Genomic DNA, 24109 nt, shown 5'->3' on the forward strand with positions numbered 1-24109 from the left:
CCCCGGCGCTCACTACACTGACCGCCTCATGGCCTCCTCGCAACGCCCGTCCCCGGACAGCCACCGCCGCTCACTGGGGGCAGCGCTGGGCGAAGACCACACGCTGCGCGACCTGCTGGCGCGCGTGCGCGAATCGCAGGCGCGGCTCGCGGCCATCACGCCGCTGATGGACCCGGCCCTGCGCGCCGCGGTGCAGGCCGGGCCGCTGGACGAGCAGACCTGGGTGCTGCTGGCCGCCCATTCGGCCGCCGCAGCCAAGCTGCGCCAGCTGGCGCCCGTCTTCGAGGCCGCACTGCAGGCCCAGGGGCGGGGCGGCCCGGCCATCAAGGTGAAGGTGGCGCAGCGGTCTTGAGGCCCGGCCGCGGTGGGGCGAAACTGGTGCCGGCTGTCCGAATCGAACGGACGACCTTCCGCTTACAAGGCGGGTGCTCTACCAACTGAGCTAAGCCGGCCGGGCTGGCGATTGTAGGAGGCGCGCCCTTACTTGATCCGCTTGAGCGAGGGCCGGTTGCCGGGCGCGGGGGCCGGGTCAGGAGGCTCGTCGCCGGGGGTGGTTGCGGCATCGCCCGGGGCAGGCGGCGCATCGGGCTCGGTCGAGGCCAGGCGCAGGCCGCGCGGCGAGGCCGGGGCTTCGTTGGCGCCTTCGGCACGCGCGGCATCGGTGGGCATGGGGAAGGCCATGCCCTGGCCGTTCTCGCGTGCGTAGATGGCCACCACATGATCGATCGGCACCTGGATTTCGCGCGAGACGCCCCTGAAGCGCGCCCTGAACTCGAGGTAGTCGTTGCCGATCTTCAGCCCCGCGGTCGCCTCGTGGCCAATGTTGAGCACGATCTCATGGTTGTCGACGTACTCCATCGGCACCTGCACGCTGCCATCGACGTGGACGGCGACATAGGGCGTAAACCCGTTGTCGGTGCACCAGGCGTGCAGCGCCCGCAACAGATAGGGGCGGGTCGACGGCGTATCGGGCGTGGGGGGCATCGCTGGCCTTGCTTACTTGCGCATCACCTTCTCGGACGGCGTCAGCGCCTCGATGTAGGCCGGGCGCGAGAAGATGCGCTCTGCGTACTTGAGCAGCGGCACCGCGTTCTTGCTGAGGTCGATGCCGTAGTAGTCCAGGCGCCACAGCAGCGGCGCGATGGCCACGTCGAGCATGCTGAAGTCGTCGCCCAGCATGTACTTGTTCTTCAGGAAGATGGGGGCGAGCTGGGTCAGGCGATCACGGATCTGCTCACGAGCCTTCTCAAGCTGCTTCTCGGTGGCCTTGACGCCGCGGCCCTCAAGCAGGTTGACGTTGCTGAACAGCTCCTTCTCGAAGTTGAACAGGAACAGGCGCACGCGCGCACGCGCCACCGGGTCGCCGGGCATCAGCTGCGGATGCGGAAAGCGCTCGTCGATGTACTCGTTGATGATGTGGCTCTCGTACAGGATGAGGTCGCGCTCCACCAGGATGGGCACCTCGTTGTACGGGTTCATCAGCGCAATGTCCTCGGGCTTGGCGAAGATGTCGACATCGCGGATCTCGAAGTCCATGCCTTTCTCGAACAGCACGAAGCGGCAGCGGTGCGAGTAGGGGCAGGTGGTTCCGGAGTACAGCACCATCATGGCTTGGGGCCTTTCATTAACGCATCGACGAACCGGCAGCGCTCAAGCAAGCGGCTGCGGAAAAGGAAAAACGCAGTGGGTGCGGCGAGCCCCCACTGCGCTGCAGGCCCGGCCTCGCGGCCCGGCCGTGCCCGGTTTACTTGATGTCCTTCCAGAAGGAGGCATTCAAGCGCCAGGCAATCACCGAGAAGAAGCCCAGGAAGATCAGCACCCACACGCCCAGGCGGGCACGCGCGCTCTGGTTGGGCTCGCCCATCCATTGCAGGAAGGCGACGAGGTCGGCCACCGCGTTGTTGTACTCGGCCTGCGACAGGGTGCCGGTGGTGATGGGCTCGAAGCCCTTGAAGACATGCGTCTTCTTGGCCGGATCGTGCGGATCCTTCTCTTCGGCGAAGACGGCGCGTTGCTGGCCCTGCAGCTGCCACAGCGCATGCGGCATGCCGACGCTGGGGAAGACCAGGTTGTTCCAGCCGGTGGCCTTGGTGTCGTCGCGGTAGTAGCTGCGCAGGTAGGTGTAGACGTAGTCGGCGCCGCTGCCCTTGGCGCCGTCGGCGCGCGAGCGCGTGATCAGGGTCAGGTCAGGCGGCAAGGCGCCGAACCATTCCTTGGCATCCTTGGCTTCGAGCGCGGTCTTCATCGTCTCGCCGACCTTGACGCCGGTGAAGATGAGGTTGTCCTTGATCTGCTGTTCGGTGAGGCCGATGTCGCGCAGGCGGTTGAAGCGCATGAAGGCCGCCGCGTGGCAATTCAGGCAGTAGTTGGCGAACAGCTTGGCGCCGTTCTGCAGCGCCGCCAGGTCGGACATGCGCTGGGTCGGGAACTTGTCCCAGGCCGGGCCGGCGGTGTTGGCGAGGGCCGGCGCGGTGGCGGTGAAGGCAGCCAGCGCCAGCAGGGAGGCGAGCAGCGAACGAATCGTCTTGGTCATTGCAATGGGCTCCGCTGTGCGCTCAGTGGGCGGTGAAAACCACGCGCTCGGGCACGGGCTTGAACTCGCCGATGCGGCTCCACCAGGGCATGAGCAGGAAGAAGCCGAAGTAGAACAGCGTGCCGGCCTGGGCCAGCAGCGTGCCGACGAAGGTGGGCGGCTGGATGCCGAGATAGCCCAGCACCACGAAGACGACGATGAAGACGGCGTAGAGCGTCTTGTTCCAATTCGGGCGGTAGCGGATGGACTTGACCGGGCTGCGGTCGAACCAGGGCAGGCCGAAGAGGATCAGCACCGCCACGCCCATCACCACCACGCCCCAGAACTTGGCATCGAAGGTCTTGAGCAGCACCGCGATCACCACCGCGGCAACCAGCGGCACGAACTTCCAGATGCCCTTGAGGCCACCCATCAGGAAGGCCAGCACACCGGCCACGCCGACGAGGCCGGCAAGCACGTTGACGAAGTCGTCGGTGACGGCGCGCAGCATCGAATAGAAGGGCGTGAAGTACCACACCGGGGCGATGTGGGCCGGCGTCTTGAGCGGGTCGGCCGGGATGAAGTTGTTGTATTCGAGGAAGTAGCCACCGAACTCGGGCGCGAAGAAGACGACGGCCGTGAACAGCATCAGGAAGACGCTCACGCCGATCAGGTCATGCACCGTGTAGTACGGATGGAAGGGAATGCCGTCGAGCGGGATACCGGTCTTCGGATCCTTCTTGTCCTTGATCTCGACGCCGTCGGGGTTGTTGGAGCCGACATCGTGCAGCGCCAGCAGGTGGGCCACGACCAGGCCCAGCAGCACCAGCGGCACGGCGATGACGTGGAAGCTGAAGAAGCGGTTCAGCGTGGCGTCGCCGACGACGTAGTCACCGCGGATCAGCAGCGACAGGTCGGGACCGACGAAGGGGATGGCGGCGAACAGGTTGATGATGACCTGGGCACCCCAGTAGGACATCTGGCCCCAGGGCAGCAGATAGCCCATGAAGGCCTCGGCCATCAGGCACAGGAAGATGGCGCAGCCGAAGATCCAGACCAGCTCGCGCGGCTTGCGGTAGCTGCCGTAGATAAGGCCGCGCCACATGTGCAGGTAGACGCAGATGAAGAAGGCGCTGGCGCCGGTGCTGTGCATGTAGCGCACCAGCCAGCCCCAGGGCACGTCGCGCATGATGTACTCGACCGACTCGAAGGCCTTGGCGGCGTCGGGCTTGTAGTGCATCACCAGGAAGATGCCGGTGACGATCTGGATCACCAGCACAAGCAGCGACAGGCTGCCGAAGAAATACCACCAGTTGAAGTTCTTCGGAGCGTAGTACTCCGACATGTGGAAACGGTAGGCCTCGAACGCGGTCGGGAACCGGTTCTGCAGCCACACCGTGGCCTGCGTGAGTGCCGGTGCGCCGGCCGGCGCTTCCTTGAATTCAGCCATCTTGACCTCGGGTCCGATTGGGTTGTGTCAGGCGCGCGGGGCGCTCAGGCCTTCTTGTCTTCGCCGATCAGCAGCGACGTGTCCGACAGGAACATGTGCGGCGGCACCTCGAGGTTGTCGGGTGCGGGCTTGTTCTTGAAGACGCGGCCGGCCATGTCGAAGGTCGAGCCGTGGCAGGGGCAGAGGAAGCCGCCGGCCCAGTCGTCGGGCAGCGAGGGCTGGGCGCCAGGGGTGAACTTGTCGCTCGGCGAGCAGCCCAGGTGCGAGCAGATGCCCACGCCGACGAAGAACTCGGGCTTGATCGAGCGGTGGATATTGCGCGCGTAGGCGGGCGTCAGCTCGTCAGGCTTGCGCTGGGATTGCGGATCGGCCAGCTGGGGGTCGATCTTGGGCAGGGCATCGAGCTGGGCCTTGGTGCGACGGATGATCCACACCGGCTTGCCGCGCCATTCGACGGTCAGCTTCTCACCGGGCTGGATGCCGCCGATGTCCACCTGGACCGGGGCACCGGCGGCGCGTGCGCGCTCGGACGGGGCGAAAGTGCTCACGAAGGGCACCGCGACCGCCGCGCCACCAACGGCACCGGCGCCGCAGGTGATGGCGATCCAGGTGCGTCGTTCCTGGTCGAAGCCTTGTTCAAGGGCGGCGTCGCTCATGCAGAACCTCTGGGTACGTGGGTGATTCGGGTCAACCAGCGATTCTATGCGAGCCGCCCTTGCGGCCGGCTTGCAGGCCGGCCGCCGCGCCCCGGCGTCGGCCTGCGGGCCGCTCGCCGCGCGCCAAACCGGCCTCGCTTCTATTGACGCTGCCGCGCGGCGCGACTACCGTGCCGGCCGTCGGCAGCCGCGCTGCCCCAACCCCACCCTGGCCCCTAGCGGGCCCACAGGCACAGGAGCAGTCAGCATGAGTTTCACTTCGGAATTCCGCGAGTTCGCCCTCAAGGGCAATGTGATGGACCTCGCGGTCGGCGTGATCATCGGCGGCGCCTTCGGCAAGATCGTCGACTCGGTGGTCGGCGACCTCATCATGCCGCTGGTGGGCCGCGTCGTCGGCGGGCTCGACTTCAGCAACTACTTCATCCCGCTGGCCGGCCAGACCGCCACCACGCTGGTCGAGGCCAAGAAGGCCGGCGCGGTGTTCGCTTACGGCAGCTTCTTCACGGTGGCGCTCAACTTCATCATCCTGGCCTTCATCATCTTCATGATGGTCAAGCAGATGAATCGCATGAAGCGCGAGGCCCCGCCGCCGCCGCCCGCCCCGCCGGCCCCGACGACAGAGGACGTGCTGCTGCTGCGCGAGATCCGCGACTCGCTGCGCAAGTAGGCAATCGCTGCCGCCTGCGCCCTCGGCACAGGCGGCAAGGGCGCCGCACGGGCTTGCCGCATACTAGAAGGCCGCAGACCCGCGGCCTCCGCGCATCGATGAAGCCGAATCCCGTCCACCGCCTTCCCCCACCGCTGGAGGCCGCCGTGCAGCGCATCAAGCTGGCGGCGCGCGAGGCGGCCGAGAGAACCATAGAAAGCCTGGGCCTGGCGGCGCTGGCCGCCGGCAGCGTCTATTTGCGGGATGGCCTGCTCGGTGCGCAGTTCGAACTCAACCGCAAGTCGGCGGTGTTCGTGCTGACCTTCAACGATGCCTTCGACGAGCGCGTGCTGCGAGAGGTTGGCCCGCGCGCCGCCACGGCCACCACCACCGGCGGCAAGGCCCCGCCCTATGCCTCCGCGCCCGCGCCGCGCCATACCAACTGGGACAGCCTGAGCCTGGTGGACGACCGCGAGGTCGAGGCGCAGATCTCGGCCGAGCGCTTCGGCATGGAGATCGCCTACGCCTGCGAGTGGGAGCTGCGCGAGCTCGACGCCTACGTCGGCGCGCTGCTGGTCGACGCCGGCGGCGAGAGCGAGCGCAACCCGGTGCGCCCCGACATCGTGGGCCACGCCATGCTGCGCGGCATCGAGTCGGTATCCGACCGGCCCGATGTCCACAAGGTGCTGTCCTCCGAGATGAGCCGCTCGCTGGGTGCGCTGCTGCCGGCGGTGTACGCCAGCATCGTGGCCGACTGGCGCAACGCCGGCGTGCAGCCGGCTGGCCTGGCCGTACGCAACCGCCCTTCGCGCGAGTACGCGCGTGACACCGGGCGCGAGGATGGCTTCGACCCCGAACGCAGCAGCGCCAGCCGCTACGGCGCGCTGCCCGCGGACAGCCGGATGGGAGGGCGCCAAACCAGCGGGTTCGTGCCGGCCACCGTCTACGGTGGCGGGCGTGGCGGCACGCAGCTGGGCCAGGTCGATCCGGCGCTGATGTCGGTCATCCGCCGCCTGGCCCACGTCGGGCCAGCCTACGGTGGCAGCGGAAGCAGTGGCGGGAGCGGCACGCAGGGCGGCCGCGCCGCCGAGGCGGGCGCCATGGCCGGCGGCGGCCAGGGCTGGGTCGAGGAAGACGACTACTACGGCGGCGGGGGTGCGCCGCTGCCCAACCTGATACGCGCTCACCGCGAAGAGTTGCGCCAGGCCTCGCGGGGCGGCGTCGACCACATGGTGATCGACGTCATCGGCTTCCTTTTCGACCAGATCCTGGCCGATCCCAAGGTGCCGCCGCAGATGGCGCGCCAGATCGCGCGGCTGCAATTGCCGGTGCTGCGCGCGGCCCTGGGCGACTCCAGCTTCTTCTCGACGCGCAAGCACCCGGTGCGGCGCTTCATCAACCGCATCGCCTCGCTCGGCGCCGGCTTCGAGGACTTCAGCGACGAGGCGGCCCGGCAGCTGCTGGCCAAGGTGCGCGAGCTGGTGCAGCAGGTGGTCGAGGGTGATTTCGACCGCATCGAGATCTATGAGCAGAAGCTGCTCGCGCTCGAGCAGTTCGTCAACGAGCAGGCGCTGCAGGGCGGCAATGACAGCGGCGGCGAAGACGCCGCCACCGTGCTGTCGGAGAAGGAAGACGAGATTCGCCTGCGCCAGCTTTATGCGCAGCGCCTGGCCGGCGATCTGAAGGACGTCGAGATCCCCGACTTCCTGCGCGATTTCGTCAGCGGCGTCTGGAGCCAGGTGCTGATGCAGGCCAACTCCCAGGGCGGCGCCGACGGCCCGCTGGCGCAGCGCCTGCGCCGCGTCGGCCGCGAGTTGTTCCTGAGCGTGCAGGCCAAGCCCACGCCAGCCCACCGCAAGGCCTTCCTGGCCGAGCTGCCGCGGCTGATGCAGGACCTGACGGAAGGCATGAATCTCATCGCCTGGCCCGAGGCCCAGCGGCGCGAGTTCTTCGGCCGCCTGATGCCGGCCCATGCCGACGCCCTCAAGCGCGCCGGCGCACGCCAGCTCGACATCAACCTGATGGCGCGCAGGGTCGAAGGCGCGTTCGAGAAGCCCCTGCCTTCACGCGAGGAACTGCGCGCGATCCCGGCCACGCCGCTGGCCGCCGACGAGGCAGCCCAGGCCCGCTTCACGCCCGAGGAGGCCAGGCGCATAGGCCTGGTTGACGAGGCTGCGGTCGACTGGAACGGCCAGGTCGACATCCCGCTCGGCGATGCGGCCGATGGTGCCGAACAGGCCGAGGCCGGCCCGCGCATCGCCGCCCTGCCCGTCGCCCCCGGCCTGCCCGCACCCACCGAGGCGCCCGAGGCCACGCAGGGCCACGGGCTGGCCGAGAACGTCGAGGTCGGCTTCGCCTATGAGATGCACCTCAACAACGAATGGCACAAGGTGCGCCTGGCCCACATCAGCCCGGGGCGGGCCTTCTTCATGTTCACCTACGGCGGACGTCATCGCAAGACAGTGTCGCTGACGCAGCGCATGCTGATCCGCCTGTGCGATACCGGCCGCATGCGCGCCTTCGAGCAGGCCGCGCTGCTCGAGCGCGCCACCGCCCGCGCCCGGCGCCAGCTGGCCGCGCTGGGGCAGGCTCAGGCCGCCGGCTGACGCCCTGCCAGCCGCCGCGCCCAGGCCAGCGCCGCCACCAAGCTGCCGGGGTCGGCCACCCCCTGGCCGGCGATGTCGAAGGCCGTGCCGTGGTCGGGGCTGGTGCGCACCACGGGCAGGCCCAGCGTCACGTTGACGCCCTGCTCGACGCCGAGATACTTCACCGGGATCAGGCCATGGTCGTGGGTCATCGCGACGACGAGGTCGAAGGCGCCGCGGCGCGCGTTCATGAACACCGTGTCAGGGGCAAAAGGGCCACTGGCGTTGATGCCCTCGGCACGCGCGGCCTGCACCGCGGGGCCGATGATGGTCAGCTCTTCGTCGCCGAAGAGGCCGCCCTCGCCGGCGTGCGGGTTGAGCCCGGCCACGGCGATGCGCGGCGAGCCCTCACCCCAGGCGAGCGCGGCGCGGTGGGCGATGCGCAGGGTTTCGAGCACGGCGTCGAAGGTGACGCCCTCGATGGCCCGCCGCAGCGACTGGTGGATGGTCACCAGCACCACGCGCAGCTCGTCGTTGGCCAGCATCATGCGCACCGGCGGCGGCGCGCCCACTTCGGTACACAAGGCCTGCAGCATCTCGGTATGGCCGGGATAGTCCACGCCGGCAGCGGCCAGGGCCTCCTTGTGCAGCGGCGCAGTGACGATGGCCGCGGCCTCGCCACGCTGCACCAGGGCCACGGCGTGTTCGATGCAACGCGCTGCCGCTGCGCCGTTGCGGGCGTCGATGCGGCCCCGCGGCAGTTTGTCCAGACCGTCCGGCAGGCCGGGCGGCTGCAGCAGCGGCAGGCAGCCGGGCGGCACCGCGGCCAGATCGGCCGGTGCCTCGATCAGCGCCAGCATGGGTGCGCCGGCGCGGCGCAGCACACCGGCGTCGCCGATCACAACCGCATCGCCCAACGCACCCCGGTGGAAGGCGCCGACGATGATTTCGGGGCCGATGCCGGCGGCGTCGCCCATGGTCACGACGATGGGCTTCATGCGGGGTTGTCCAGGTCGATGAAGGCGTGCTCGAGCCCGAACCGCCCCGCCACCTGGGCCGCCACGGCGGGCGCACCGAAACGCTCGGTGGCGTGGTGGCCGCAGGCGAGGAAGGCGACGCCGGTCTCGCGCGCCAGGTGCTGTTGCGGCTCCGACACCTCGCCGGTGAGAAAGGCGTCCGCGCCAGCCGCGATGGCGGCCTCGAAATAGCCCTGGGCGCCGCCTGTGCACCAGGCGACGCGGCGCAGCGCGCGGCCGTCGCCCGGCAGCAGCAGCGGCGCGCGGCCCAGTTGCTGCTGCACGCGCGCCGCCAGCGCGTCCAGCGGCGCGGTGGCCGGCCCGATGAAGCCCAGATCCTGATCGCCGAAGCGCGCGTCGGCCATCAGGCCCAGGCGCAGGCCCAGCTGGGCGTTGTTGCCCAGTTCGGCGTGGGCATCCAGCGGCAGGTGGTAGGCGAAGAGATTGGCGTTCGCCGCCATCAGCCGGCGCACGCGCTCGGCCAGCCAGCCGGTGAGGCGCCCGTCCTGGCCGCGCCAAAAAAGGCCGTGGTGGACGATCAGCGTGTCGGCGCCGGCGGCCAGCGCGGCGTCGATGAAGGCCAGGCTCGCGGTCACGCCCGAGGCGATGCGACGCACCTCGCGAGCGCCCTCGACCTGCAGACCATTCGGCCCATAATCCTTGAAGCCCTCCGGCCGCAGCAGTTGGTCGAGGCAGGAGGCAATGTCTTTTCGGTCGGCCATGGGCCGATTCTGCCCAAGCCCTGGGCTCCCCCTGCCCTCGCGGGCCTGCATTCGATGTGGCGTAGAACCTGGCTGGTCTTCTCGCAGGCCGTGACGGTGGCGGTGGCGGGCCTCTTCGTGGTCTCCACCCTCAAGCCCGAGTGGCTGCCGGGCGGCTCGGCCGGCGTCAGTGGCCGCCTGCTGCCGACGCCCACGCTGCTGCAGGCGCCGGCCCTGGCGGCCAGCGCCGGCGGTGGCAGCGGCTACGCCCTGGCGGCGCAGCGCGCGGCGCCGGCGGTGGTGAGCATCAGCGCGATGCGCGTGGCGCGACGCAACCCGCATGGCGACGACCCGCGCTTTCGCTTCTTCTTCGGGGACGCGCCGCCCACGCAGCAGATCGGCCTCGGCTCGGGGGTCATCGTCTCGCCCGAGGGCTACCTGCTCACCAACCACCACGTCATCGAGGACGCCACTGAGATCGAGGTGCAGCTGGCCGACGGCCGCCAGACGCGCGCCCGCGTCGTCGGCAGCGATGTCGAGACCGACATCGCGGTGCTGAAGATCGAGCTGGCAACGCTGCCGGTGATCGCGCTGGGCGACGTGCGCGCGCTGCATGTGGGCGATGCGGTGCTGGCCATCGGCAACCCCTTCAACGTCGGCCAGACCGTCACCGCCGGCATCGTCAGCGCGCTGGACCGCAGCAGCGCCGGGCAGTCGCGCTTCCAGAACTTCATCCAGACCGATGCCGCCATCAACCCCGGCAACTCGGGCGGCGCCCTGGTCGACGTGCGCGGCGCACTGGTGGGCATCAATACCGCCATCTTCTCCAGCAGCGGCGGCAGCCTGGGCATAGGCTTTGCCGTGCCTGCCGACACCGCGCGGCAGGTGATGGAGGCGCTGGTGCGCGACGGCAGCGTCAAGCGCGGCTGGCTGGGCGTGGAGCCGCGCGACCTGACGCCCGACCTCATCGAGAGCCTCAACCTGCCCGTCAAGGAAGGCGTGCTGATCACCGGCGTGCTGCAGGACGGCCCGGCTGCGCGCGGCGGCCTGCGCCCGGGCGACGTGGTGCAGAAGGTGGGTGGCCACGCCATCGCCAAGAGCAGTGACCTCTTCGCCGCCGTCGCCACGCTGACGCCGGGCAGCAAGGCCGTGGTATCGGTGCAGCGCGGTGGTCAGCCGGTCGAGCTGGAGTTGCTGGTGGCCGAGCGGCCGGCGGCCCAGGCCGCAGGCCGCTGAATCAAAAATCAGCGTCAGAGCATCAGCACCAGGCGTTCGAGGATCAGAACGGCAAAGAAGCCGAAGGCCGCCAGCAGCGTCCATTTGACGACAACCACCCCGCGCCGGCGCCACAGCACCTGGCCGGTGCCGATGTACATCGCAAAGCACAGCAGCCCGCTCACCAGCAGCAGGCCGAAGACGAGGCGGAAGATCATCATCGCGCGCTGCTCCCTCTGGCTCGCTGCCCTACCAGGCCGGCGCCAGTTCGGCAAAGCCGCGCGGCGCCTGGTCTTCGCGCTCGAAGCTCACCACCTCATAGGCCGAGGCATCGGCCAGCAGCTTGCGCAGCAGCTTGTTGTTGAGCGCGTGGCCGCTCTTGTAGGCGGTATAGCTGGCCAGCAGTGGCTTGCCGGCGATATGCAGGTCGCCGATGGCGTCGAGGATCTTGTGCTTGACGAACTCGTCGTCGTAGCGCAGCCCGTCGCTGTTGAGCACGCGGTAGTCGTCGACGACGATGACGTTGTCCATGTTGCCGCCCAGGCCCAGGCCGCGGGCGCGCATCATCTCCACGTCCTTGGTGAAGCCGAAGGTGCGGGCACGGGCGATGTCGCGCTTGTACTGGCCGCTGGAGAAATCGAAGGCTACCGAGCGCCCGGTGGCGTCCACGGCCGGGTGGTTGAACTCGATCTCGAAGGCCAGCTTGTAGCCGTGGAAGGGGTCGAGCCGCGCCCACTTCAGCGCCGCGCCCTCCCCTTCGCGAATCTCCACCGGCTTCAACACGCGCAGAAAGCGCTTGGGCGCCTTCTGCAGTTCGATGCCGGCGCTTTGCAGCAGGAAGACGAAGCTGGCCGCGCTGCCGTCGAGGATGGGCACCTCTTCGGCGGTGATGTCGACGTGCAGGTTGTCCAGGCCCAGGCCGGCGCAGGCCGACATCAGGTGCTCGATGGTCTGCACCTTGGGCGCACCGGGGTCGCCGCCGGCGCTGATGGTGCTGGCCATGCGGGTGTCGCTCACCGCGAAGGGCGTCACCGGGATGTCCACGGGCACCGCCAGATCGGTGCGGTGGAAGGTGATGCCAGCGTCCGCAGGTGCCGGGCGCAGCGTCAGTTCGACCATCTGCCCGCTGTGTACGCCGACGCCAACGGCGCGCGTGATGGACTTGAGGGTGCGTTGGGCAATCATGCCCACGATTGTCCTTCAAGCGCCGTCCGCGGGCCCTGCGCCACCGTCCAGCGGGACCAGGCTTGCCGGCTTGTGGCCTAATCCGGGGTTCGCCCGAATTTGCATGGAGTGCCTCATCATGGCCCAGAAGATCAGAACCGAAGCCGACGCCCGCGCCACGCCGCGCCCGCCCGCGCCCAATGGCGTGACCGTCACCACCCGCCGCGGCCAGCGCATCAGCCTCGAGCGCGGCTCGCACACGCGCAGCAAGAAGAACCCCGGCAAGCGCCCCAAGAAGGGCGGCTGACCGGTCCGCGGCCTACCGCGGCCCGGGGGAGTGGCCGCGCGGCCCCCGCGAGCCTGTCCCAGGCGATGCTGAGAATCACCGAACTACGGCTGCCGCTGCACCACGCCGAGCCGGCGTTGCGTGAGGCAGTGCTGCGGCGCCTTGCCGTGGGTGACGCGCAGCTGCGCGCCTTCAGCGTCTTCAGGCGCGCCTGGGATGCGCGGCGCAAGTCGGCCATCGAGCTGGTCTACACCGTCGATTGCGAACTCGCCGACGGCGTGGATGAAGCGGCGCTGCTGGCCCGCCATGCCGGCGACGCCCATCTGCGCCCGGCGCCCGACACCCGCTACCGCTTCGTCGGCCATGCGCCGGCCGATTTCCATGCCAGCGGCCGGCCGCGCCCTGTGGTGGTGGGCTTCGGCCCCTGCGGCCTGTTCGCAGCGCTGATCCTGGCCCAGATGGGCCTGCGTCCGCTGGTGCTGGAGCGCGGCAAGCCGGTGCGCGAACGCACGCAGGACACCTGGGGCCTGTGGCGTCGCGGCGTGCTCGACCCGGGCTCCAACGTGCAGTTCGGCGAGGGCGGCGCCGGTACTTTCAGCGACGGCAAGCTGTGGAGCCAGATCAGCGACCCGCGCCACCTCACGCGCAAGGTGCTCACCGAGTTCGTCAAGGCCGGCGCGCCGGAAGAGATCCTGTTCGTCGCCAAGCCCCACATCGGCACTTTCCGCCTCGTCGGCATGATCGAGAAGATGCGCGCCAACATCACCGCGCTGGGCGGCGAGATCCGCTTCCAGCAGCAGGCGGTCGACCTGCTGATCGAGGATCTGCCCCAGCCCGACGCCGCCGGCCGCACGCGCGCACTGCGTGGCCTGGTGCTGGCCGGTGGCGAGGAGATTCGCGCCGACCACCTGGTGCTGGCCCTGGGCCACAGCGCACGCGACACCTTCGCCATGCTGCAGCAGCGCGGCGTGGTGCTGGAGGCCAAGCCCTTCTCGGTGGGTTTTCGCATCGAGCACCCGCAGGGCGTGATCGACCGCGCCCGCTTCGGCCCCAACGCCGGCAACCCTATCCTGGGCGCCGCCGACTACAAGCTGGTTCACCACGCCGGCAACGGGCGCTCGGTCTACAGCTTCTGCATGTGCCCGGGCGGCACGGTGGTGGCCGCCACCTCCGAGCCCGGCCGCGTGGTCACCAATGGCATGAGCCAGTACTCGCGCAACGAGCGCAATGCCAATGCCGGCATCGTCGTCGGCATCTCGCCCGACGACTACCGCCTGCAACCCGGCAGCGGGCCGGTTGACCCGCTGGACGGCGTGGCCTTCCAGCGCCAGTGGGAAAGCCGCGCCTTCGAGCTCGGGGGCGGCGGCTATCGGGCGCCGGGCCAGCTGGTCGGCGATTTCCTGCGCCGCCAGCGCTCCAGCACAGCGGGCACGGTCGAGCCCTCCTACAAGCCCGGCGTGCATTTCACAGACCTGGCCGATCCGCGCCAGGGCAGCCTGCCGGCCTACGTGACCGACGCCATCCGCGAGGCGCTGCCCGCCTTCGAGCGCCAGATCCGCGGCTTCGCGATGGCCGACGCGGTGCTCACTGGCGTCGAGACGCGCACCTCGTCGCCGCTGCGCATCACGCGCGGACGTGACCGCCAAAGCCTCAACACCGCCGGCCTCTACCCCGCCGGCGAGGGTGCAGGCTATGCCGGCGGCATCATGTCGGCCGGCGTCGACGGCATCGAGACCGCCGAGGCGCTGGGGCAAGCCTTGCTGTCGAACTGACAGAGGCGCCCCGAACGGGGGCCCCGCTGCGTACACTGGCGCCTCGGGCGGCCCCTGATGGGGACGCCGGAAAGCCTCCTGCAATGCTGCCGACCTCGACCGACTGGCTGCAGCGCGTGCCCATCTTCGGCGCGCTGGGCGAGGACAGCCTGCGCGTGTTGCTGGAACGAGCCCGCCGGGTCGAGCTGGCCCGCGGCGGCTGCCTGTTCCGCGAGGGCACACCGGCGCAGTCGATGTTTGTGCTGGAACACGGCCAGGCCGCGGTGATCAAGCAATGGCAGGGTCGCGAACAGCTGCTGCGCCAGTTGCAGGCCGGCGACTGCGTCGGCGAGATGGCGCTGATGGACCTGCAGCCGCGCAGCGCCACCGTGCGTGCCGACAGCCATTCGGTCTTCATCGAGTTCTCCACCGACGACCTGCTGCGCCTGTACGAGCACGATCTGGAGCAGTTCGCGCTGCTGCAGATGAACATCGGCCGCGAGGTCTGCCGCCGCCTGCGCACCACCGACGAGGCACTGTTCGCGCTGAGCATGCAGCTGGCGGCGCGCGAGGCTATGTAGCGGCTGTCAGTCTCGCCCTTGCTCGCTCTCGTGCCAGCCGCCCAGGGCCCAGCGGCTGAGCCCGGCCATCAGCGCGAACAACGCCACGCCGGCCGCGGTGATGAGGGCCAGCGCGGCAAACATGCGCGGGATGTTGAGCTGGTAGCCCGATTGCAGGATCTGGTAGGCCAGGCCGGTGCCGCTGCCGCCGGTGCCGGCAACGAACTCGGCCACCACGGCGCCAATCAGTGCCAGGCCCGAGCTGATGCGCAGGCCACCGAAGAAAAACGGCAGCGCCGACGGGATGCGCAGCCGCCACAGTGTCTGCAGCCTTGTCGCGCGCTGGAGCCTGAAATAGCTCAGCAGCGCCGGGTTGACGCTGCGCAGGCCCAGCGTGGTGTTGGCGATGATGGGGAACAGCGCCACCAGGGTGGCGCAGATCACCAGCGAGGCGGTGGCGTCGCGCACCCAGATGATGACCAGCGGCGCGATGGCCACGATGGGCGTCACCTGCAGCAGCACGGCATAGGGGAAGAGCGCCGTCTCCAGCGCGCGGCTCTGCACGAAGGCAAAGGCTATCAGCGTGCCCAGCACGGTGGCGCAGGCCAGGGCCAGCAGCGTCACCTTCAGCGTATTGAGCAGGGCGCTCAGCAGCAGCGGTGCATCGGCCACCAGGGTCTGGCCCACCCGCAGCGGCGAGGGCACCAGAAAGACCGGCACCTCGAAGGCCACGACCAGGCCCTGCCACAGCGCCAGCAGCGCCACGGCCACCGCTGTCGGCCAGAGCAGGCGTTGCAGGGCCGGCTTCAAGCGGGCGCTCCGCCGCCGTCGTCGTCTTCGCCGGCACTGGCGCGCAGCAGCGCGTCCTGCAGCACGCGCGCATGCTCGGCAAAACGCGTCGAGACGCGAAAATCCGGTCCGCGCGGATAAGGCTCGTCAATCACATGCTGCTCGACCACGCGGCCCGGCCGCGCCGCCATCACGACGACGCGGGTCGACAGCGCCACGGCCTCGAAGATCGAGTGCGTGACAAAGACCACCGTGAGCCGGCGCGCCCGCCACAGCTCGGCGAGATCGCCATCCAGTCGCTGGCGCGTGATCTCGTCGAGGGCGCCGAAGGGCTCGTCCATCAGCAGCAGCGTGGGCTCGGTGACGAGTCCGCGGGCAATGGACACGCGCATCTGCATGCCGCCCGACAGTTCGCGCGGCCGGTGGCCGGCAAAGCGCGCCAGGCCCACGCCCTGCAGGGCGGCACGCACGCGCGCATCGGCCTCTGGACGTGCCACGCCGGCCAGGTCCAGCGGCAGGCGCACATTGGCGTCGACGCGGGCCCAGGGCATCAGCGTCGCATCCTGGAAGACGAAGCTCAGCCGGTGGCCGCTGGCCTCGATCTCGGCCACCCGGCGGCCCCACAGGCGCACGGCGCCGCCACTGGGCGCCTGCAGTCCGGCCATCAGGTGCAGCAGCGTGCTCTTGCCGCAGCCCGAAGGGCCGAGCAAGGTGAGGAACTCGCCCTCGCGCACCGCCAGATCCATCGGCAGCAGGGCCTGGGTGCCATTGGGGTAGGTCTTGTGCGCCGCGACCAGTTCGACCGCGATGGCGTCCGGCGCCGGCCTGGACTCTGCCGCGGCGAACGCACTCACGGCAGGATCTTCAGGTCCTTCACGAACTCGGTCGTGTAGGTCTTGCGCAGCTCGACCTTGGCCGGGTCGATCAGCTTGGTCGCCACCAGCATCTCGTAGGTCTTCTTCATGCGCTCGTCGGTGATGGTGCCCACGCCCAGTTTGGCCGCGTCGCCGCCCAGCACCATGCCGTTGTCCAGCACCATCTTGCGGCCGTGGGCCAGCAGTTCGTCGGGCATATTGGGGTTGTCCTTGCGGATCAGCGCATCGGCGGCACGGCTGTCGCCCTGCAGATAGTCTTTCCAGCCCTGCATGCTGGCGCGCACGAAGGCGGCCACGGCCTTGGGCTTCCTGGCCAGCGTGTCCTCCATGCACACCACGGTCATCGAGTAGCTGGGCCAGCCGTGGTCGGCCAGCAACAGCACGCTGGGCTTGATCCTGGCCTCCTTCTCGATGGCCCACGGCTCGCTGGTGGCAAAGCCCTGCTGAACGATGTTCTTGTCGGCCAGGAAGGGCTGGATGTTGAAGGTGTAGGGCCGCAGCTGGCTGTCCGACAGGCCGTAGGTGGCACGCAGCCAGGGCCAGTAGTTGGTGTGGGCATCGGCCGAGATCAGCAGCGTGCGGCCCTTCAGGTCAGCCATCGAGCGCAGCACGCCGGGGTGGCCGATCAGCACGATGGGCTCCTTCTGGAAGGCCGCGGCCACGGTGACCGCGCGCACGCCCTGCTCGCGCGCCTTCATGGTCTGCACGTCATAGCCCATGAAGCAGTCCACCTGGCCGGCGGCCAGCAGTTGCAGGCCGTTGACCTGCGGCCCGCCCATCCTGATCGTGACATCCAGCCCTGCCTTCTTGTACAGGCCCGTGGCCAGGGCCTGGTAGAAGCCGCCATGCTCGGCCTCGGCGTACCAGTTGGTGAGGAAGCTGAACTTCTCCTGCGCCTGCACGGCACTGGCCACGACAAGCAGAACGGCCGCGAGCAGGCGGCGCAGGGGGATGGCGGGCATGGCAACTCCGGAGGGCGTGACGGAAAGGCGCCGCAGCATATCGCAGCCCTCTCGGGGCCGACACGGCTGGGGCTACAGTCCTGCCATGAGCGCAAGCACGGCCTTCGGCGAACTCTTTGCGCCCGAGGACGCCACCGCACCGCCCGGCACCGCAGCCTGGACGGTGCTGCTCGTCGACGACGAGCCCGACATCCACACCGTGCTGCACCTGGCCCTGCAGGACATGGTGGTCGATGGCCGCCGGCTGCAGCTGCTGGACGCCCACGGCAGCGAGGAGGCACGCCGCGTGCTGGCCGCCCACCCCGAGACCGCCCTGGTGCTGCTGGACGTGGTGATGGAGACCGATCACGCCGGGCTGGACCTCGTGCGCCACATCCGCCAGGATCTGGGCAACCGGCAGGCGCAGATCATCCTCGTCACCGGCCAGCCCGGCTATGCGCCCGAGCGCGAGGTGGTGGCCAGCCTGGACATCAACGGCTATTGCCTGAAGTCGGAGCTGAGCAGCGCCCGCATCTTCGTCTCCGCGATCACCGCGCTGCGCGCCCACCAGCGGCTGCTGGCGCTGGAGCAGCAGCGAGCCCAGCTGGCCGAATACGGCAACCACCTCGAGCAGCTGGTGCAGGCGCGCACGGCGGCATTGGAAGGCAGCAACCTCCACCTCGAACGCAGCAACCGCGCGCTGGAAGACCTCAACGCCCAGCTCAAGCAGGCGCAGGCGCAGTTGCTGCAGTCGGAGAAGATGGCCTCGATAGGCCAGCTCGCCGCCGGCATCGCGCACGAGATCAACAACCCGGTGGGCTACGTCAAGTCCAACCTCAATGCGCTGCAGAAATACGTCGCCGATTTCGAGACTCTGCTCGACGCCTACGGCGTGGCCGAGACCCGGCAGGCCGAAGGCGCGGCTGCCTTCGCCGAGGTTCACCGCATCGCCCGCGAGATCGACATAGGCTACGAGAGAAGCGACATCGATGCGCTGCTTGCCGAATCGGTGGCCGGGCTCGAGCGTGTGGCCAAGATCGTGCTGGACCTCAAGAACTTCGCGCGTGCCGAGCACGACGCCGAGTGGGCCGAGGAAGACCTGCACAAGGGCCTGGAGAGCACGCTCAACGTGATCTGGAACCAGATCAAGTACCACTGCGAGGTCAAGCGCGCCTACGGTGAACTGCCGCCGGTGCCCTGCGTGCTGCCCCAGCTCAACCAGGTCTTCATGAACCTGCTCATCAACGCCGCCCAGTCCATCACCGGCCAGGGCTGCATCACCATCGCCACCGGCAGCGCCGGCGACGAGGCCTGGGTCGAGATCGCCGACACCGGCCGCGGCATCGCGCACGAACACCTGCCGCGCATCTTCGACCCCTTCTTCACCACCAAGGCGGTGGGCTCGGGCACCGGGCTGGGGCTGTCGATCAGCTACAACATCGTGCGCAAGCACCACGGCCGCATCGAGGTCGACAGCGCGCCCGGCCAAGGCTCGCGCTTCCGCATCTGGCTGCCGCTGCGCCAGCCGAAGGACGCCAGGGCGCCGGGCGACCCGCGCTGAGCCGCCCGCTTCAGTCGAAGACGGCCACCGTGCCCATCATGCCGCCCGCGGCGTGGTCGAGCACATGGCAGTGGAACATCCACTCGCCTGGGTTCTCGGCCACGAAGGCAATGTCGACCGAACCCTGGGGCCCGAGCAACACGGTGTCACGCCATTCGCGCAGCGGATTGGGCTTGCCGTCCAAAGCCAGCACGCGGAAGAAGTGCCCGTGCAGGTGCATGGGGTGCTCGAACAAGGTGTTGTTGATCATGCGCAGCTGCACATGCTCGCCCTTGCGCATGTAGAACAGCGGCTCGTGCATCATCGCGTGCTCGTGCTGGGCGCTGTAGTTCATGGTCCAGGTCAGGCCGTGCTGGGCGCGAATGTCCTCGACCTTGAGCGCCTTGCCGTCGACCTGGCCGATGGCCGGCATGCCGCCCTCGCCGCCCTCGAACATCAGGAAGTGCTGGGTCGCGCTTTCGAGCCTGACCTCGGTGTGGCGATTGGGTTCCAGCGCCTGCGGCTGGCCCAGGGCCCTGGCGCGCACCGGCTTGCCGGCGTAGACGATGCGGGCAATCTCGCTGCCCTGGCCGCGGCGGTCGGTGATGGCCCAGCCACCCTTGCGCGAGCCGGCGTTGCCGTCGAGGACGAGGTCGGTGCGCTGGCCCGGCGCCAGGAAGAGCAGGCCGCCGTCGCCAATAGGGTGGGGCGGCACGGCCTGGCCGTCGTGGGCGATGATCCAGGGCGCATGGCCGCCGAACTCGAGCCGGAAGATGCGCGCCGAGGCGCCGTTGATCAGGCGCAGCCGCACGCGCTCGTTGGGACGCAGCGGCAGCGTGCGGCCGGCGCCGGCGGCCGTGCCATTGATGGTGATCACATTGCCGTGGCGTCCGCGAGCGCCGAAGTCGGCCACGCGCCCGTAGTCCTCGACCTGGGCATTGCGCTCGTCGAGCTTGTAGTCGGCCAGCAGCCAGACGATGTCGCGGTCCACCGGCAGCGGGCGCTGCTCGTCGACGATGAGGGCGCCGTAGAGGCCGCGCGGCACCTGCTCGAAGCTGGACTGGTGCGGGTGGTACCAGTAGGTGCCGGCGTCCTCGATGGTGTAGCGGTAGTCGAAGGCGGCACCCGGCTCGATGGGCGCCTGCGTGACCTGGGGCACGCCGTCCATCGCATTGGGCACGCGCATGCCGTGCCAATGCACCGTGGTCGGCTGCTTCAGGCGGTTGACGACGTGCAGGTCGAGCTTGTCGCCCTGGGCATAGCGCAGCACCGGGCCCGGCACCGAGCCGTTGAAGCCCCACACCTCGGTGGCTGCCCCGCCCGGCCGCACGCGCTGCTTGAAGACGTCCATCGTCAGCTCGCGCGGATTGGCGGCAGCAGCAGCGGCGAAGGCCGTGCCCGGCAGGGCGATGGCGCCAGCGGCCTGGATGAAATGACGGCGGTTCAACTGCATGGCGGTCTCCGGTCTTGTCGTCTTGATCGCACAGGCCTCCGCGGGTTCAACCCTGCTGGCGTCATGGCGCGAAGGCGGCTGACTTTACTCCGAGTCGCTGCACCCTCCGGGCCAGGAATGCCCGCTCTTAGAATGCCTGGGGATGGAAACCCCGGGCAATCTCTTCTGCGTCGCAGCCCCCAGTGGCACCGGCAAATCCAGCCTGGTCAAGGCCTTGCTGGAACTCGACAGCCACCTTGCCGTTTCGGTCTCGCACACCACACGTTCACCGCGTGGCCAGGAACTGGATGGCCGCGAGTACCACTTCGTCGCCGAGCCCGAGTTTCGTGCCATGGCGGCGCGCGGCGACTTCTTCGAGTGGGCCGAAGTCCACGGCAATCTCTACGGCACCAGCCGCAAGGCCATCGAGCAGCGCCTGGCCGGTGGCGACGACGTGGTGCTCGAGATTGACTGGCAGGGCGCGCTGCAGATCAAGCAGCTGTTTGCCCATGCAGTGCTGATCTTCATCCTGCCGCCCAGCTTTGGCGAGTTGTCGCAGCGCCTGAACCGCCGCGGCGAGGACCGGCCCGAGGTCATCACCCAGCGCCTGGACAATGCGCGCGGCGAGGTCGCACAGGCCCGACATTTCGACTTCGTTATAATCAACAGCTTGTTCGAGACGGCGCTTTTCGACCTCAAGACGGTCGTCCACTCGCAGCGCCTCAAGTACGCCGCCCAGATGCGCAACCGCTCGCAGGTATTTGCGGCGCTGGGCCTGGTCTGAATCTCCGCTGCACCAGCGGCATCTCCCTGAAGGCACCCATGGCCCGCATCACCGTCGAAGACTGCCTCGTCAAGATCCCCAACCGCTTCCAGCTCGTACTGGCGGCCACCTACCGCGCTCGCATGCTCAGCCAGGGCCACGCGCCCAAGATCGAGACCAAGAACAAGCCGGGCGTGACTGCACTGCGCGAGATCGCCGCCGGCGAAGTGGGCATCGAAATGTTGCGCAAGGTGCCGGTCTGACCCCAGGGCCAGCCCCGCACACGGCAACGGCGCTCCTCGGAGCGCCGTTTTGCTTGGGCAGTGCGCGATGGTGTCGCTGCAATCCGCGCTAAATTCCAGCGCATGAGCCTGCGCTCCTTTGCCGCCGACCTCCTGCCCGCCGCCCTGCAGGGGCTGCAGCGTGTCAGCCTGGCGCCCAGCCTCACGGGGCTGGCGGGCGAGGTCAGCTCCTTTGCCGGCCTGACCGAAAAGATCGGTTACCTGGCCAAGGCCGATCTGAAGCTGGTGCGCGAGGCCTACAAGTTCGCCGACGAGGCCCACCTGGGCCAGTTCCGCGCCAGCGGCCAGCCCTACATCACCCACCCGGTGGCGGTGGCCGGCCTGTGCGCCGACTGGAAGCTCGACGCCCAGGCCATCATGGCGGCGCTGCTGCACGACACGATCGAGGACCAGGGCGTCACCAAGACGCAGCTGATCGAGAAGTTCGGCGCCCCGACGGCCGACCTGGTGGACGGCCTCACCAAGCTCGACAAGCTGCAGTTCAACACGCGCGAGGAAAGCCAGGCCGAGAGCTTCCGCAAGATGCTGCTGGCGATGGCGCGCGACGTGCGCGTCATCCTCATCAAGCTGGCCGACCGCCTGCACAACATGCGCACGATGCAGGCCATGGCGCCCGAAAAGCGCCAGCGCATCGCACGCGAGACGCTGGACATCTACGCCCCCATCGCCCATCGCCTGGGCCTGAACCAGATGTACCGCGAGCTGCAGGAGCTGTGCTTCGAGCTGCTCTACCCCTGGCGCCACGCGGCGCTGGCCAAGGCGGTGAAGCGCGCCCGCGGCCACCGGCGCGACATCGTCGAGCGCGTGCAGAAAGAGGTCGAAAAGGCCTTCGCGCAGCAGAAGATCAAGGTCCAGGTGAGCGGGCGCGAGAAGACCATCTACTCGATCTACCGCAAGATGCGCGAGAAGCACGCCGGCTTCGCCCAGGTGAGCGACATCTTCGGCTTTCGCATCGTCGTGCCCGGCCTCAACGAGTGCTACATCGCACTGGGCATCCTGCACCAGCTCTTCAAGCCGGTGCCGGGGCGCTTCAAGGATTACATCGCCATCCCCAAGGCCAATGGCTACCAGAGCCTGCACACCACGCTGGTGAGTCCGCTGGGCACGGCTGTCGAGTTCCAGATGCGCACCGAGCAGATGCACGCGGTGGCCGAGGCCGGCATTGCGGCGCACTGGCTCTACAAGACCGGCGAAAAGGCCGGCGGCACCAAGCTCGGCGGCGACGCCCAGCGCCTGTCGACGATGTGGCTGCAAAGCCTGCTCGACATCCAGGACGAGACGCGCGACGCGGCCGAATTCCTCGAGCACGTCAAGATCGACCTCTACCCCGACGCCGTCTACGTCTTCACGCCGCGCAGCCGCATCATGGCGCTGCCGCGCGGCGCCACGCCGGTGGACTTCGCCTACGCCATCCACTCCGACGTCGGCCAGCACATGGTGGCGGCCAAGATCAACGGCGAGGCGGCAGCGCTGCGCACCGAGCTCAAGAGCGGCGACGTGGTCGAGATCATCACCGCCCCCGGCGCCCGCCCCAACCCGGCCTGGCTGAGCATGGTTCGCACAGGCCGTGCGCGCTCCAAGATCCGCCACTACCTCAAGAACATGGAGGCCGAGGAGTCGCGCGCCCTGGGCGAGAAGATGCTGGCCCAGGCGTTGCGCGCCGAGGGCTTGCAGCTGCCGTCCACCGACCCCGCCGACGCCCAGGCGGTGGCGTTGTGGCAGCAGCTCACGCGCTGGAGCGGCAACCGTGGCCGCGGCGAGCTGCTGGTCGACATCGGCCTCGGACGCAAGATCGCCATCATCGTGGCCAAGCGCCTGGCCCAGTTGCTCACCGAGCGCGGCATCAAGCCCGACGCCGTGACCCTGAGCCTGGGCCGATACACCCAGGACGACGCCACCACCAACCAGGGCGTGGTCTTCGTCGACGGCAGCGAGGGCAATTCGGTGCAGCTCGCGCCCTGCTGCCGGCCCATCCCCGGCGACCCCATCGTCGGCTACCTGGGCCGCGGCGAGGGCCTGCTGGTCCACACCGCCGACTGCGCCACCGGCCGCCGCCTGTTCGAGCGCGACAGCGAACGCTGGATCGCCATCGCCTGGGCCGAAGAACTGACGCGGTCCTTCGAGACCGGCCTGGCCGTGCTGGTGAAGAACGGCAAGGGCGTGCTGGCCCAGGTGGCCTCGGCCGTGAGCGCCGCCGAAGCCGACATCGTCCACCTCGACATGGACCAGGCGCCGGCGGGCGAGAACATCGAGCTGCGCGTGCTGGTGGCGGTACGCGACCGCCACCACCTGGCCGAGGTGCTGCGCACGCTGCGACGCGCGGCCGTGGTGCAGAAGGTCTCGCGCCGCCGCCTCAGCTAGCTGCCGGCTTGGGGTAGGCCACGCGCACGACCTCGATGCGCTCCAGGCCGGCCGGCGTGACCAGCGCCACTTCGTCGCCCTCGTGGGCCTTGAGCAGGGCACGCGCGATGGGCGCGACCCAGCTCACCTCGCCGCCCAGGCTGTCGGCCTCGTCGATGCCCTTGATGGTGACCGTGCGCTCCTCGCCGGCCGCGTTGGCGTAGGTAACGGTGGCGCCGAAGAAGACCTGGGTGCGGCCGTGGTGGGCCGAGGGGTCGGCGACCTCGGCGATGTCCAGCCGCTTGGTGAGAAAGCGGATGCGGCGGTCGATCTCGCGCAGGCGCTTCTTGCCGTAGAGGTAGTCGCCGTTCTCCGAACGGTCACCATTCTTGGCCGCCCAGGACACGGTTTCGACCACCTTGGGCCGCTCGACATCGAGCAGCGACATCAACTCCTCGCGCAGCCGGCGGTAGCCGGCCGGGGTGATGTAGTTGCGCGTGCCCGGCGGCAGCGGCGGCAGGCCCGGGGCCTCGTCGTCGTCGCCGTCGTCCCCCGACGGCTCCTTCACGAAAGCCTTGTTCAAGG

25 protein-coding genes and 1 tRNA gene are annotated in these 24109 nt (G+C 69.2%); 11 read left to right on the forward strand and 15 right to left on the reverse strand.

Features of this window, described 5'->3' with window-relative positions; genetic code table 11:
- Window positions 1-28: 28 nt before the first annotated feature.
- The gene (locus JMV16_RS04180) at window positions 29-352 is read left to right on the forward strand and encodes a hypothetical protein (protein WP_201492924.1); all 324 of its coding nucleotides are present in this window, start codon (window positions 29-31) and stop codon (window positions 350-352) included.
- Window positions 353-376: 24 nt separating this feature from the next.
- Here JMV16_RS04180 and JMV16_RS04185 read toward each other — a convergent pair.
- The 6 genes from JMV16_RS04185 to petA form a co-directional block, all read right to left on the reverse strand.
- Window positions 377-452: transfer RNA gene (locus tag JMV16_RS04185), tRNA-Thr, on the reverse strand.
- A 28-nt stretch (window positions 453-480) separates the two neighbouring features.
- Window positions 481-984, reverse strand: a complete 504-nt coding sequence (locus tag JMV16_RS04190) for a ClpXP protease specificity-enhancing factor (protein ID WP_201492925.1) — start codon at window positions 982-984, stop codon at window positions 481-483.
- A gap of 12 nt (window positions 985-996) precedes the next feature.
- The gene (locus tag JMV16_RS04195) at window positions 997-1608 is read right to left on the reverse strand and encodes a glutathione S-transferase N-terminal domain-containing protein (RefSeq protein ID WP_054140528.1); all 612 of its coding nucleotides are present in this window, start codon (window positions 1606-1608) and stop codon (window positions 997-999) included.
- Window positions 1609-1744: 136 nt separating this feature from the next.
- The gene (locus tag JMV16_RS04200) at window positions 1745-2533 is read right to left on the reverse strand and encodes a cytochrome c1 (protein ID WP_201492926.1); all 789 of its coding nucleotides are present in this window, start codon (window positions 2531-2533) and stop codon (window positions 1745-1747) included.
- Window positions 2534-2555: 22 nt separating this feature from the next.
- Complete coding sequence (locus JMV16_RS04205) at window positions 2556-3962, reverse strand: cytochrome b (protein ID WP_201492927.1); 1407 nt, start codon at window positions 3960-3962, stop codon at window positions 2556-2558.
- Window positions 3963-4006: 44 nt separating this feature from the next.
- Window positions 4007-4618: a ubiquinol-cytochrome c reductase iron-sulfur subunit gene (gene petA, locus JMV16_RS04210; protein WP_201492928.1), complete on the reverse strand. Its 612-nt coding sequence runs from the start codon at window positions 4616-4618 to the stop codon at window positions 4007-4009.
- A 247-nt stretch (window positions 4619-4865) separates the two neighbouring features.
- Between petA and mscL the strand changes: the two genes are divergently transcribed.
- Window positions 4866-5285: a large conductance mechanosensitive channel protein MscL gene (gene mscL, locus JMV16_RS04215; RefSeq protein ID WP_201492929.1), complete on the forward strand. Its 420-nt coding sequence runs from the start codon at window positions 4866-4868 to the stop codon at window positions 5283-5285.
- Window positions 5286-5383: 98 nt separating this feature from the next.
- Entirely contained in the window at window positions 5384-7870 is a 2487-nt protein-coding gene (locus JMV16_RS04220; RefSeq protein WP_201492930.1) for a DUF1631 family protein, read from the forward strand.
- Here the strand turns inward: JMV16_RS04220 and pdxA are convergent.
- Window positions 7855-8847, reverse strand: coding sequence for a 4-hydroxythreonine-4-phosphate dehydrogenase PdxA (pdxA, locus tag JMV16_RS04225; protein WP_236580352.1), 993 nt, complete (start codon window positions 8845-8847; stop codon window positions 7855-7857). The two genes, JMV16_RS04220 and pdxA, sit on opposite strands and share 16 nt — an antisense overlap.
- Window positions 8844-9587, reverse strand: coding sequence for a Nif3-like dinuclear metal center hexameric protein (locus JMV16_RS04230; protein ID WP_201492931.1), 744 nt, complete (start codon window positions 9585-9587; stop codon window positions 8844-8846). Before JMV16_RS04230 ends, pdxA begins: the two co-directional genes overlap by 4 nt.
- A gap of 54 nt (window positions 9588-9641) precedes the next feature.
- Between JMV16_RS04230 and JMV16_RS04235 the strand changes: the two genes are divergently transcribed.
- Window positions 9642-10802 carry a S1C family serine protease gene (locus tag JMV16_RS04235; protein WP_201492932.1) on the forward strand — a complete coding sequence of 387 codons (1161 nt, stop codon included), beginning with the start codon at window positions 9642-9644 and terminating at the stop codon, window positions 10800-10802.
- Window positions 10803-10816: 14 nt separating this feature from the next.
- Here JMV16_RS04235 and JMV16_RS04240 read toward each other — a convergent pair whose 3' ends face one another.
- Both JMV16_RS04240 and lpxC read right to left on the reverse strand, forming a co-directional pair.
- Complete coding sequence (locus tag JMV16_RS04240; protein ID WP_201492933.1) at window positions 10817-11002, reverse strand: hypothetical protein; 186 nt, start codon at window positions 11000-11002, stop codon at window positions 10817-10819.
- A 28-nt stretch (window positions 11003-11030) separates the two neighbouring features.
- Entirely contained in the window at window positions 11031-11966 is a 936-nt protein-coding gene (gene lpxC / locus JMV16_RS04245) for a UDP-3-O-acyl-N-acetylglucosamine deacetylase (RefSeq protein WP_201492934.1), read from the reverse strand.
- Window positions 11967-12084: 118 nt separating this feature from the next.
- Here lpxC and JMV16_RS04250 point away from each other — a divergent pair, with 118 nt between their 5' ends.
- The 3 genes from JMV16_RS04250 (at window position 12085) to JMV16_RS04260 (ending at window position 14563) form a co-directional block, all read left to right on the forward strand.
- Window positions 12085-12252 carry a hypothetical protein gene (locus JMV16_RS04250; RefSeq protein WP_201492935.1) on the forward strand — a complete coding sequence of 56 codons (168 nt, stop codon included), beginning with the start codon at window positions 12085-12087 and terminating at the stop codon, window positions 12250-12252.
- Window positions 12253-12317: 65 nt separating this feature from the next.
- Window positions 12318-14003: an NAD(P)/FAD-dependent oxidoreductase gene (locus JMV16_RS04255; protein WP_201492936.1), complete on the forward strand. Its 1686-nt coding sequence runs from the start codon at window positions 12318-12320 to the stop codon at window positions 14001-14003.
- A gap of 83 nt (window positions 14004-14086) precedes the next feature.
- Window positions 14087-14563 carry a cyclic nucleotide-binding domain-containing protein gene (locus tag JMV16_RS04260; protein ID WP_201492937.1) on the forward strand — a complete coding sequence of 159 codons (477 nt, stop codon included), beginning with the start codon at window positions 14087-14089 and terminating at the stop codon, window positions 14561-14563.
- Window positions 14564-14569: 6 nt separating this feature from the next.
- Here JMV16_RS04260 and JMV16_RS04265 read toward each other — a convergent pair whose 3' ends face one another.
- Genes JMV16_RS04265 through JMV16_RS04275 form a run of 3 tightly spaced genes read right to left on the reverse strand, consistent with a single transcriptional unit; the run spans window position 14570 to window position 17168 of the window.
- Entirely contained in the window at window positions 14570-15352 is a 783-nt protein-coding gene (locus JMV16_RS04265; RefSeq protein ID WP_201492938.1) for an ABC transporter permease, read from the reverse strand.
- Window positions 15349-16185, reverse strand: a complete 837-nt coding sequence (locus JMV16_RS04270) for an ABC transporter ATP-binding protein (RefSeq protein ID WP_236580353.1) — start codon at window positions 16183-16185, stop codon at window positions 15349-15351. Before JMV16_RS04270 ends, JMV16_RS04265 begins: the two co-directional genes overlap by 4 nt.
- Window positions 16182-17168, reverse strand: a complete 987-nt coding sequence (locus tag JMV16_RS04275; RefSeq protein WP_201492939.1) for an ABC transporter substrate-binding protein — start codon at window positions 17166-17168, stop codon at window positions 16182-16184. The genes JMV16_RS04270 and JMV16_RS04275 overlap by 4 nt, the downstream gene beginning before the upstream one ends.
- 85 nt (window positions 17169-17253) lie before the next feature.
- On the opposite strand from JMV16_RS04275, the gene JMV16_RS24150 reads away from it, so the two are divergent.
- Window positions 17254-18708: an ATP-binding protein gene (locus tag JMV16_RS24150; RefSeq protein WP_236580354.1), complete on the forward strand. Its 1455-nt coding sequence runs from the start codon at window positions 17254-17256 to the stop codon at window positions 18706-18708.
- A 10-nt stretch (window positions 18709-18718) separates the two neighbouring features.
- On the opposite strand, the gene JMV16_RS04285 is transcribed toward JMV16_RS24150, so the two are convergent.
- Window positions 18719-20140 carry a multicopper oxidase family protein gene (locus tag JMV16_RS04285; protein ID WP_201492940.1) on the reverse strand — a complete coding sequence of 474 codons (1422 nt, stop codon included), beginning with the start codon at window positions 20138-20140 and terminating at the stop codon, window positions 18719-18721.
- A 142-nt stretch (window positions 20141-20282) separates the two neighbouring features.
- Here JMV16_RS04285 and gmk point away from each other — a divergent pair, with 142 nt between their 5' ends.
- The 3 genes from gmk (at window position 20283) to JMV16_RS04300 (ending at window position 23545) form a co-directional block, all read left to right on the forward strand.
- On the forward strand, window positions 20283-20903 hold the full coding sequence (gmk, locus tag JMV16_RS04290) for a guanylate kinase (protein ID WP_201492941.1): 621 nt from the start codon (window positions 20283-20285) through the stop codon (window positions 20901-20903).
- Between the two features lie 38 nt (window positions 20904-20941).
- Window positions 20942-21145 (forward strand): DNA-directed RNA polymerase subunit omega, encoded by a 204-nt coding sequence (gene rpoZ / locus JMV16_RS04295; protein WP_054155240.1) that lies wholly within the window; start codon window positions 20942-20944, stop codon window positions 21143-21145.
- 102 nt (window positions 21146-21247) lie between these two features.
- Complete coding sequence (locus tag JMV16_RS04300) at window positions 21248-23545, forward strand: RelA/SpoT family protein (protein WP_201492942.1); 2298 nt, start codon at window positions 21248-21250, stop codon at window positions 23543-23545.
- Here the strand turns inward: JMV16_RS04300 and greB are convergent.
- Window positions 23538-24107: a transcription elongation factor GreB gene (gene greB, locus JMV16_RS04305; protein WP_201492943.1), complete on the reverse strand. Its 570-nt coding sequence runs from the start codon at window positions 24105-24107 to the stop codon at window positions 23538-23540. The two genes, JMV16_RS04300 and greB, sit on opposite strands and share 8 nt — an antisense overlap.
- Window positions 24108-24109 lie beyond the last annotated feature (2 nt).

This window comes from Rubrivivax sp. A210 (assembly GCF_904426505.1).
Taxonomy (GTDB): domain Bacteria; phylum Pseudomonadota; class Gammaproteobacteria; order Burkholderiales; family Burkholderiaceae_C; genus Rubrivivax.

Coding starts and splice junctions, on each gene's coding strand:
- JMV16_RS04195 (WP_054140528.1), bottom strand. CDS start 1,608: ATGATGGTGCTGTACTCCGGAACCACCTGCCCCTACTCGCACCGCTGC.
- JMV16_RS04205 (WP_201492927.1), bottom strand. CDS start 3,962: ATGGCTGAATTCAAGGAAGCGCCGGCCGGCGCACCGGCACTCACGCAG.
- JMV16_RS04180 (WP_201492924.1), top strand. CDS start 29: ATGGCCTCCTCGCAACGCCCGTCCCCGGACAGCCACCGCCGCTCACTG.
- rpoZ (WP_054155240.1), top strand. CDS start 20,942: ATGGCCCGCATCACCGTCGAAGACTGCCTCGTCAAGATCCCCAACCGC.
- petA (WP_201492928.1), bottom strand. CDS start 4,618: ATGAGCGACGCCGCCCTTGAACAAGGCTTCGACCAGGAACGACGCACC.
- lpxC (WP_201492934.1), bottom strand. CDS start 11,966: ATGATTGCCCAACGCACCCTCAAGTCCATCACGCGCGCCGTTGGCGTC.
- JMV16_RS04200 (WP_201492926.1), bottom strand. CDS start 2,533: ATGACCAAGACGATTCGTTCGCTGCTCGCCTCCCTGCTGGCGCTGGCT.
- mscL (WP_201492929.1), top strand. CDS start 4,866: ATGAGTTTCACTTCGGAATTCCGCGAGTTCGCCCTCAAGGGCAATGTG.
- JMV16_RS04240 (WP_201492933.1), bottom strand. CDS start 11,002: ATGATGATCTTCCGCCTCGTCTTCGGCCTGCTGCTGGTGAGCGGGCTG.
- JMV16_RS04285 (WP_201492940.1), bottom strand. CDS start 20,140: ATGCAGTTGAACCGCCGTCATTTCATCCAGGCCGCTGGCGCCATCGCC.
- JMV16_RS04300 (WP_201492942.1), top strand. CDS start 21,248: ATGAGCCTGCGCTCCTTTGCCGCCGACCTCCTGCCCGCCGCCCTGCAG.
- JMV16_RS04190 (WP_201492925.1), bottom strand. CDS start 984: ATGCCCCCCACGCCCGATACGCCGTCGACCCGCCCCTATCTGTTGCGG.
- JMV16_RS04250 (WP_201492935.1), top strand. CDS start 12,085: ATGGCCCAGAAGATCAGAACCGAAGCCGACGCCCGCGCCACGCCGCGC.
- JMV16_RS04220 (WP_201492930.1), top strand. CDS start 5,384: ATGAAGCCGAATCCCGTCCACCGCCTTCCCCCACCGCTGGAGGCCGCC.
- JMV16_RS04235 (WP_201492932.1), top strand. CDS start 9,642: ATGTGGCGTAGAACCTGGCTGGTCTTCTCGCAGGCCGTGACGGTGGCG.
- JMV16_RS24150 (WP_236580354.1), top strand. CDS start 17,254: ATGAGCGCAAGCACGGCCTTCGGCGAACTCTTTGCGCCCGAGGACGCC.
- JMV16_RS04230 (WP_201492931.1), bottom strand. CDS start 9,587: ATGGCCGACCGAAAAGACATTGCCTCCTGCCTCGACCAACTGCTGCGG.
- JMV16_RS04275 (WP_201492939.1), bottom strand. CDS start 17,168: ATGCCCGCCATCCCCCTGCGCCGCCTGCTCGCGGCCGTTCTGCTTGTC.
- JMV16_RS04260 (WP_201492937.1), top strand. CDS start 14,087: ATGCTGCCGACCTCGACCGACTGGCTGCAGCGCGTGCCCATCTTCGGC.
- JMV16_RS04255 (WP_201492936.1), top strand. CDS start 12,318: ATGCTGAGAATCACCGAACTACGGCTGCCGCTGCACCACGCCGAGCCG.
- gmk (WP_201492941.1), top strand. CDS start 20,283: ATGGAAACCCCGGGCAATCTCTTCTGCGTCGCAGCCCCCAGTGGCACC.
- pdxA (WP_236580352.1), bottom strand. CDS start 8,847: ATGAAGCCCATCGTCGTGACCATGGGCGACGCCGCCGGCATCGGCCCC.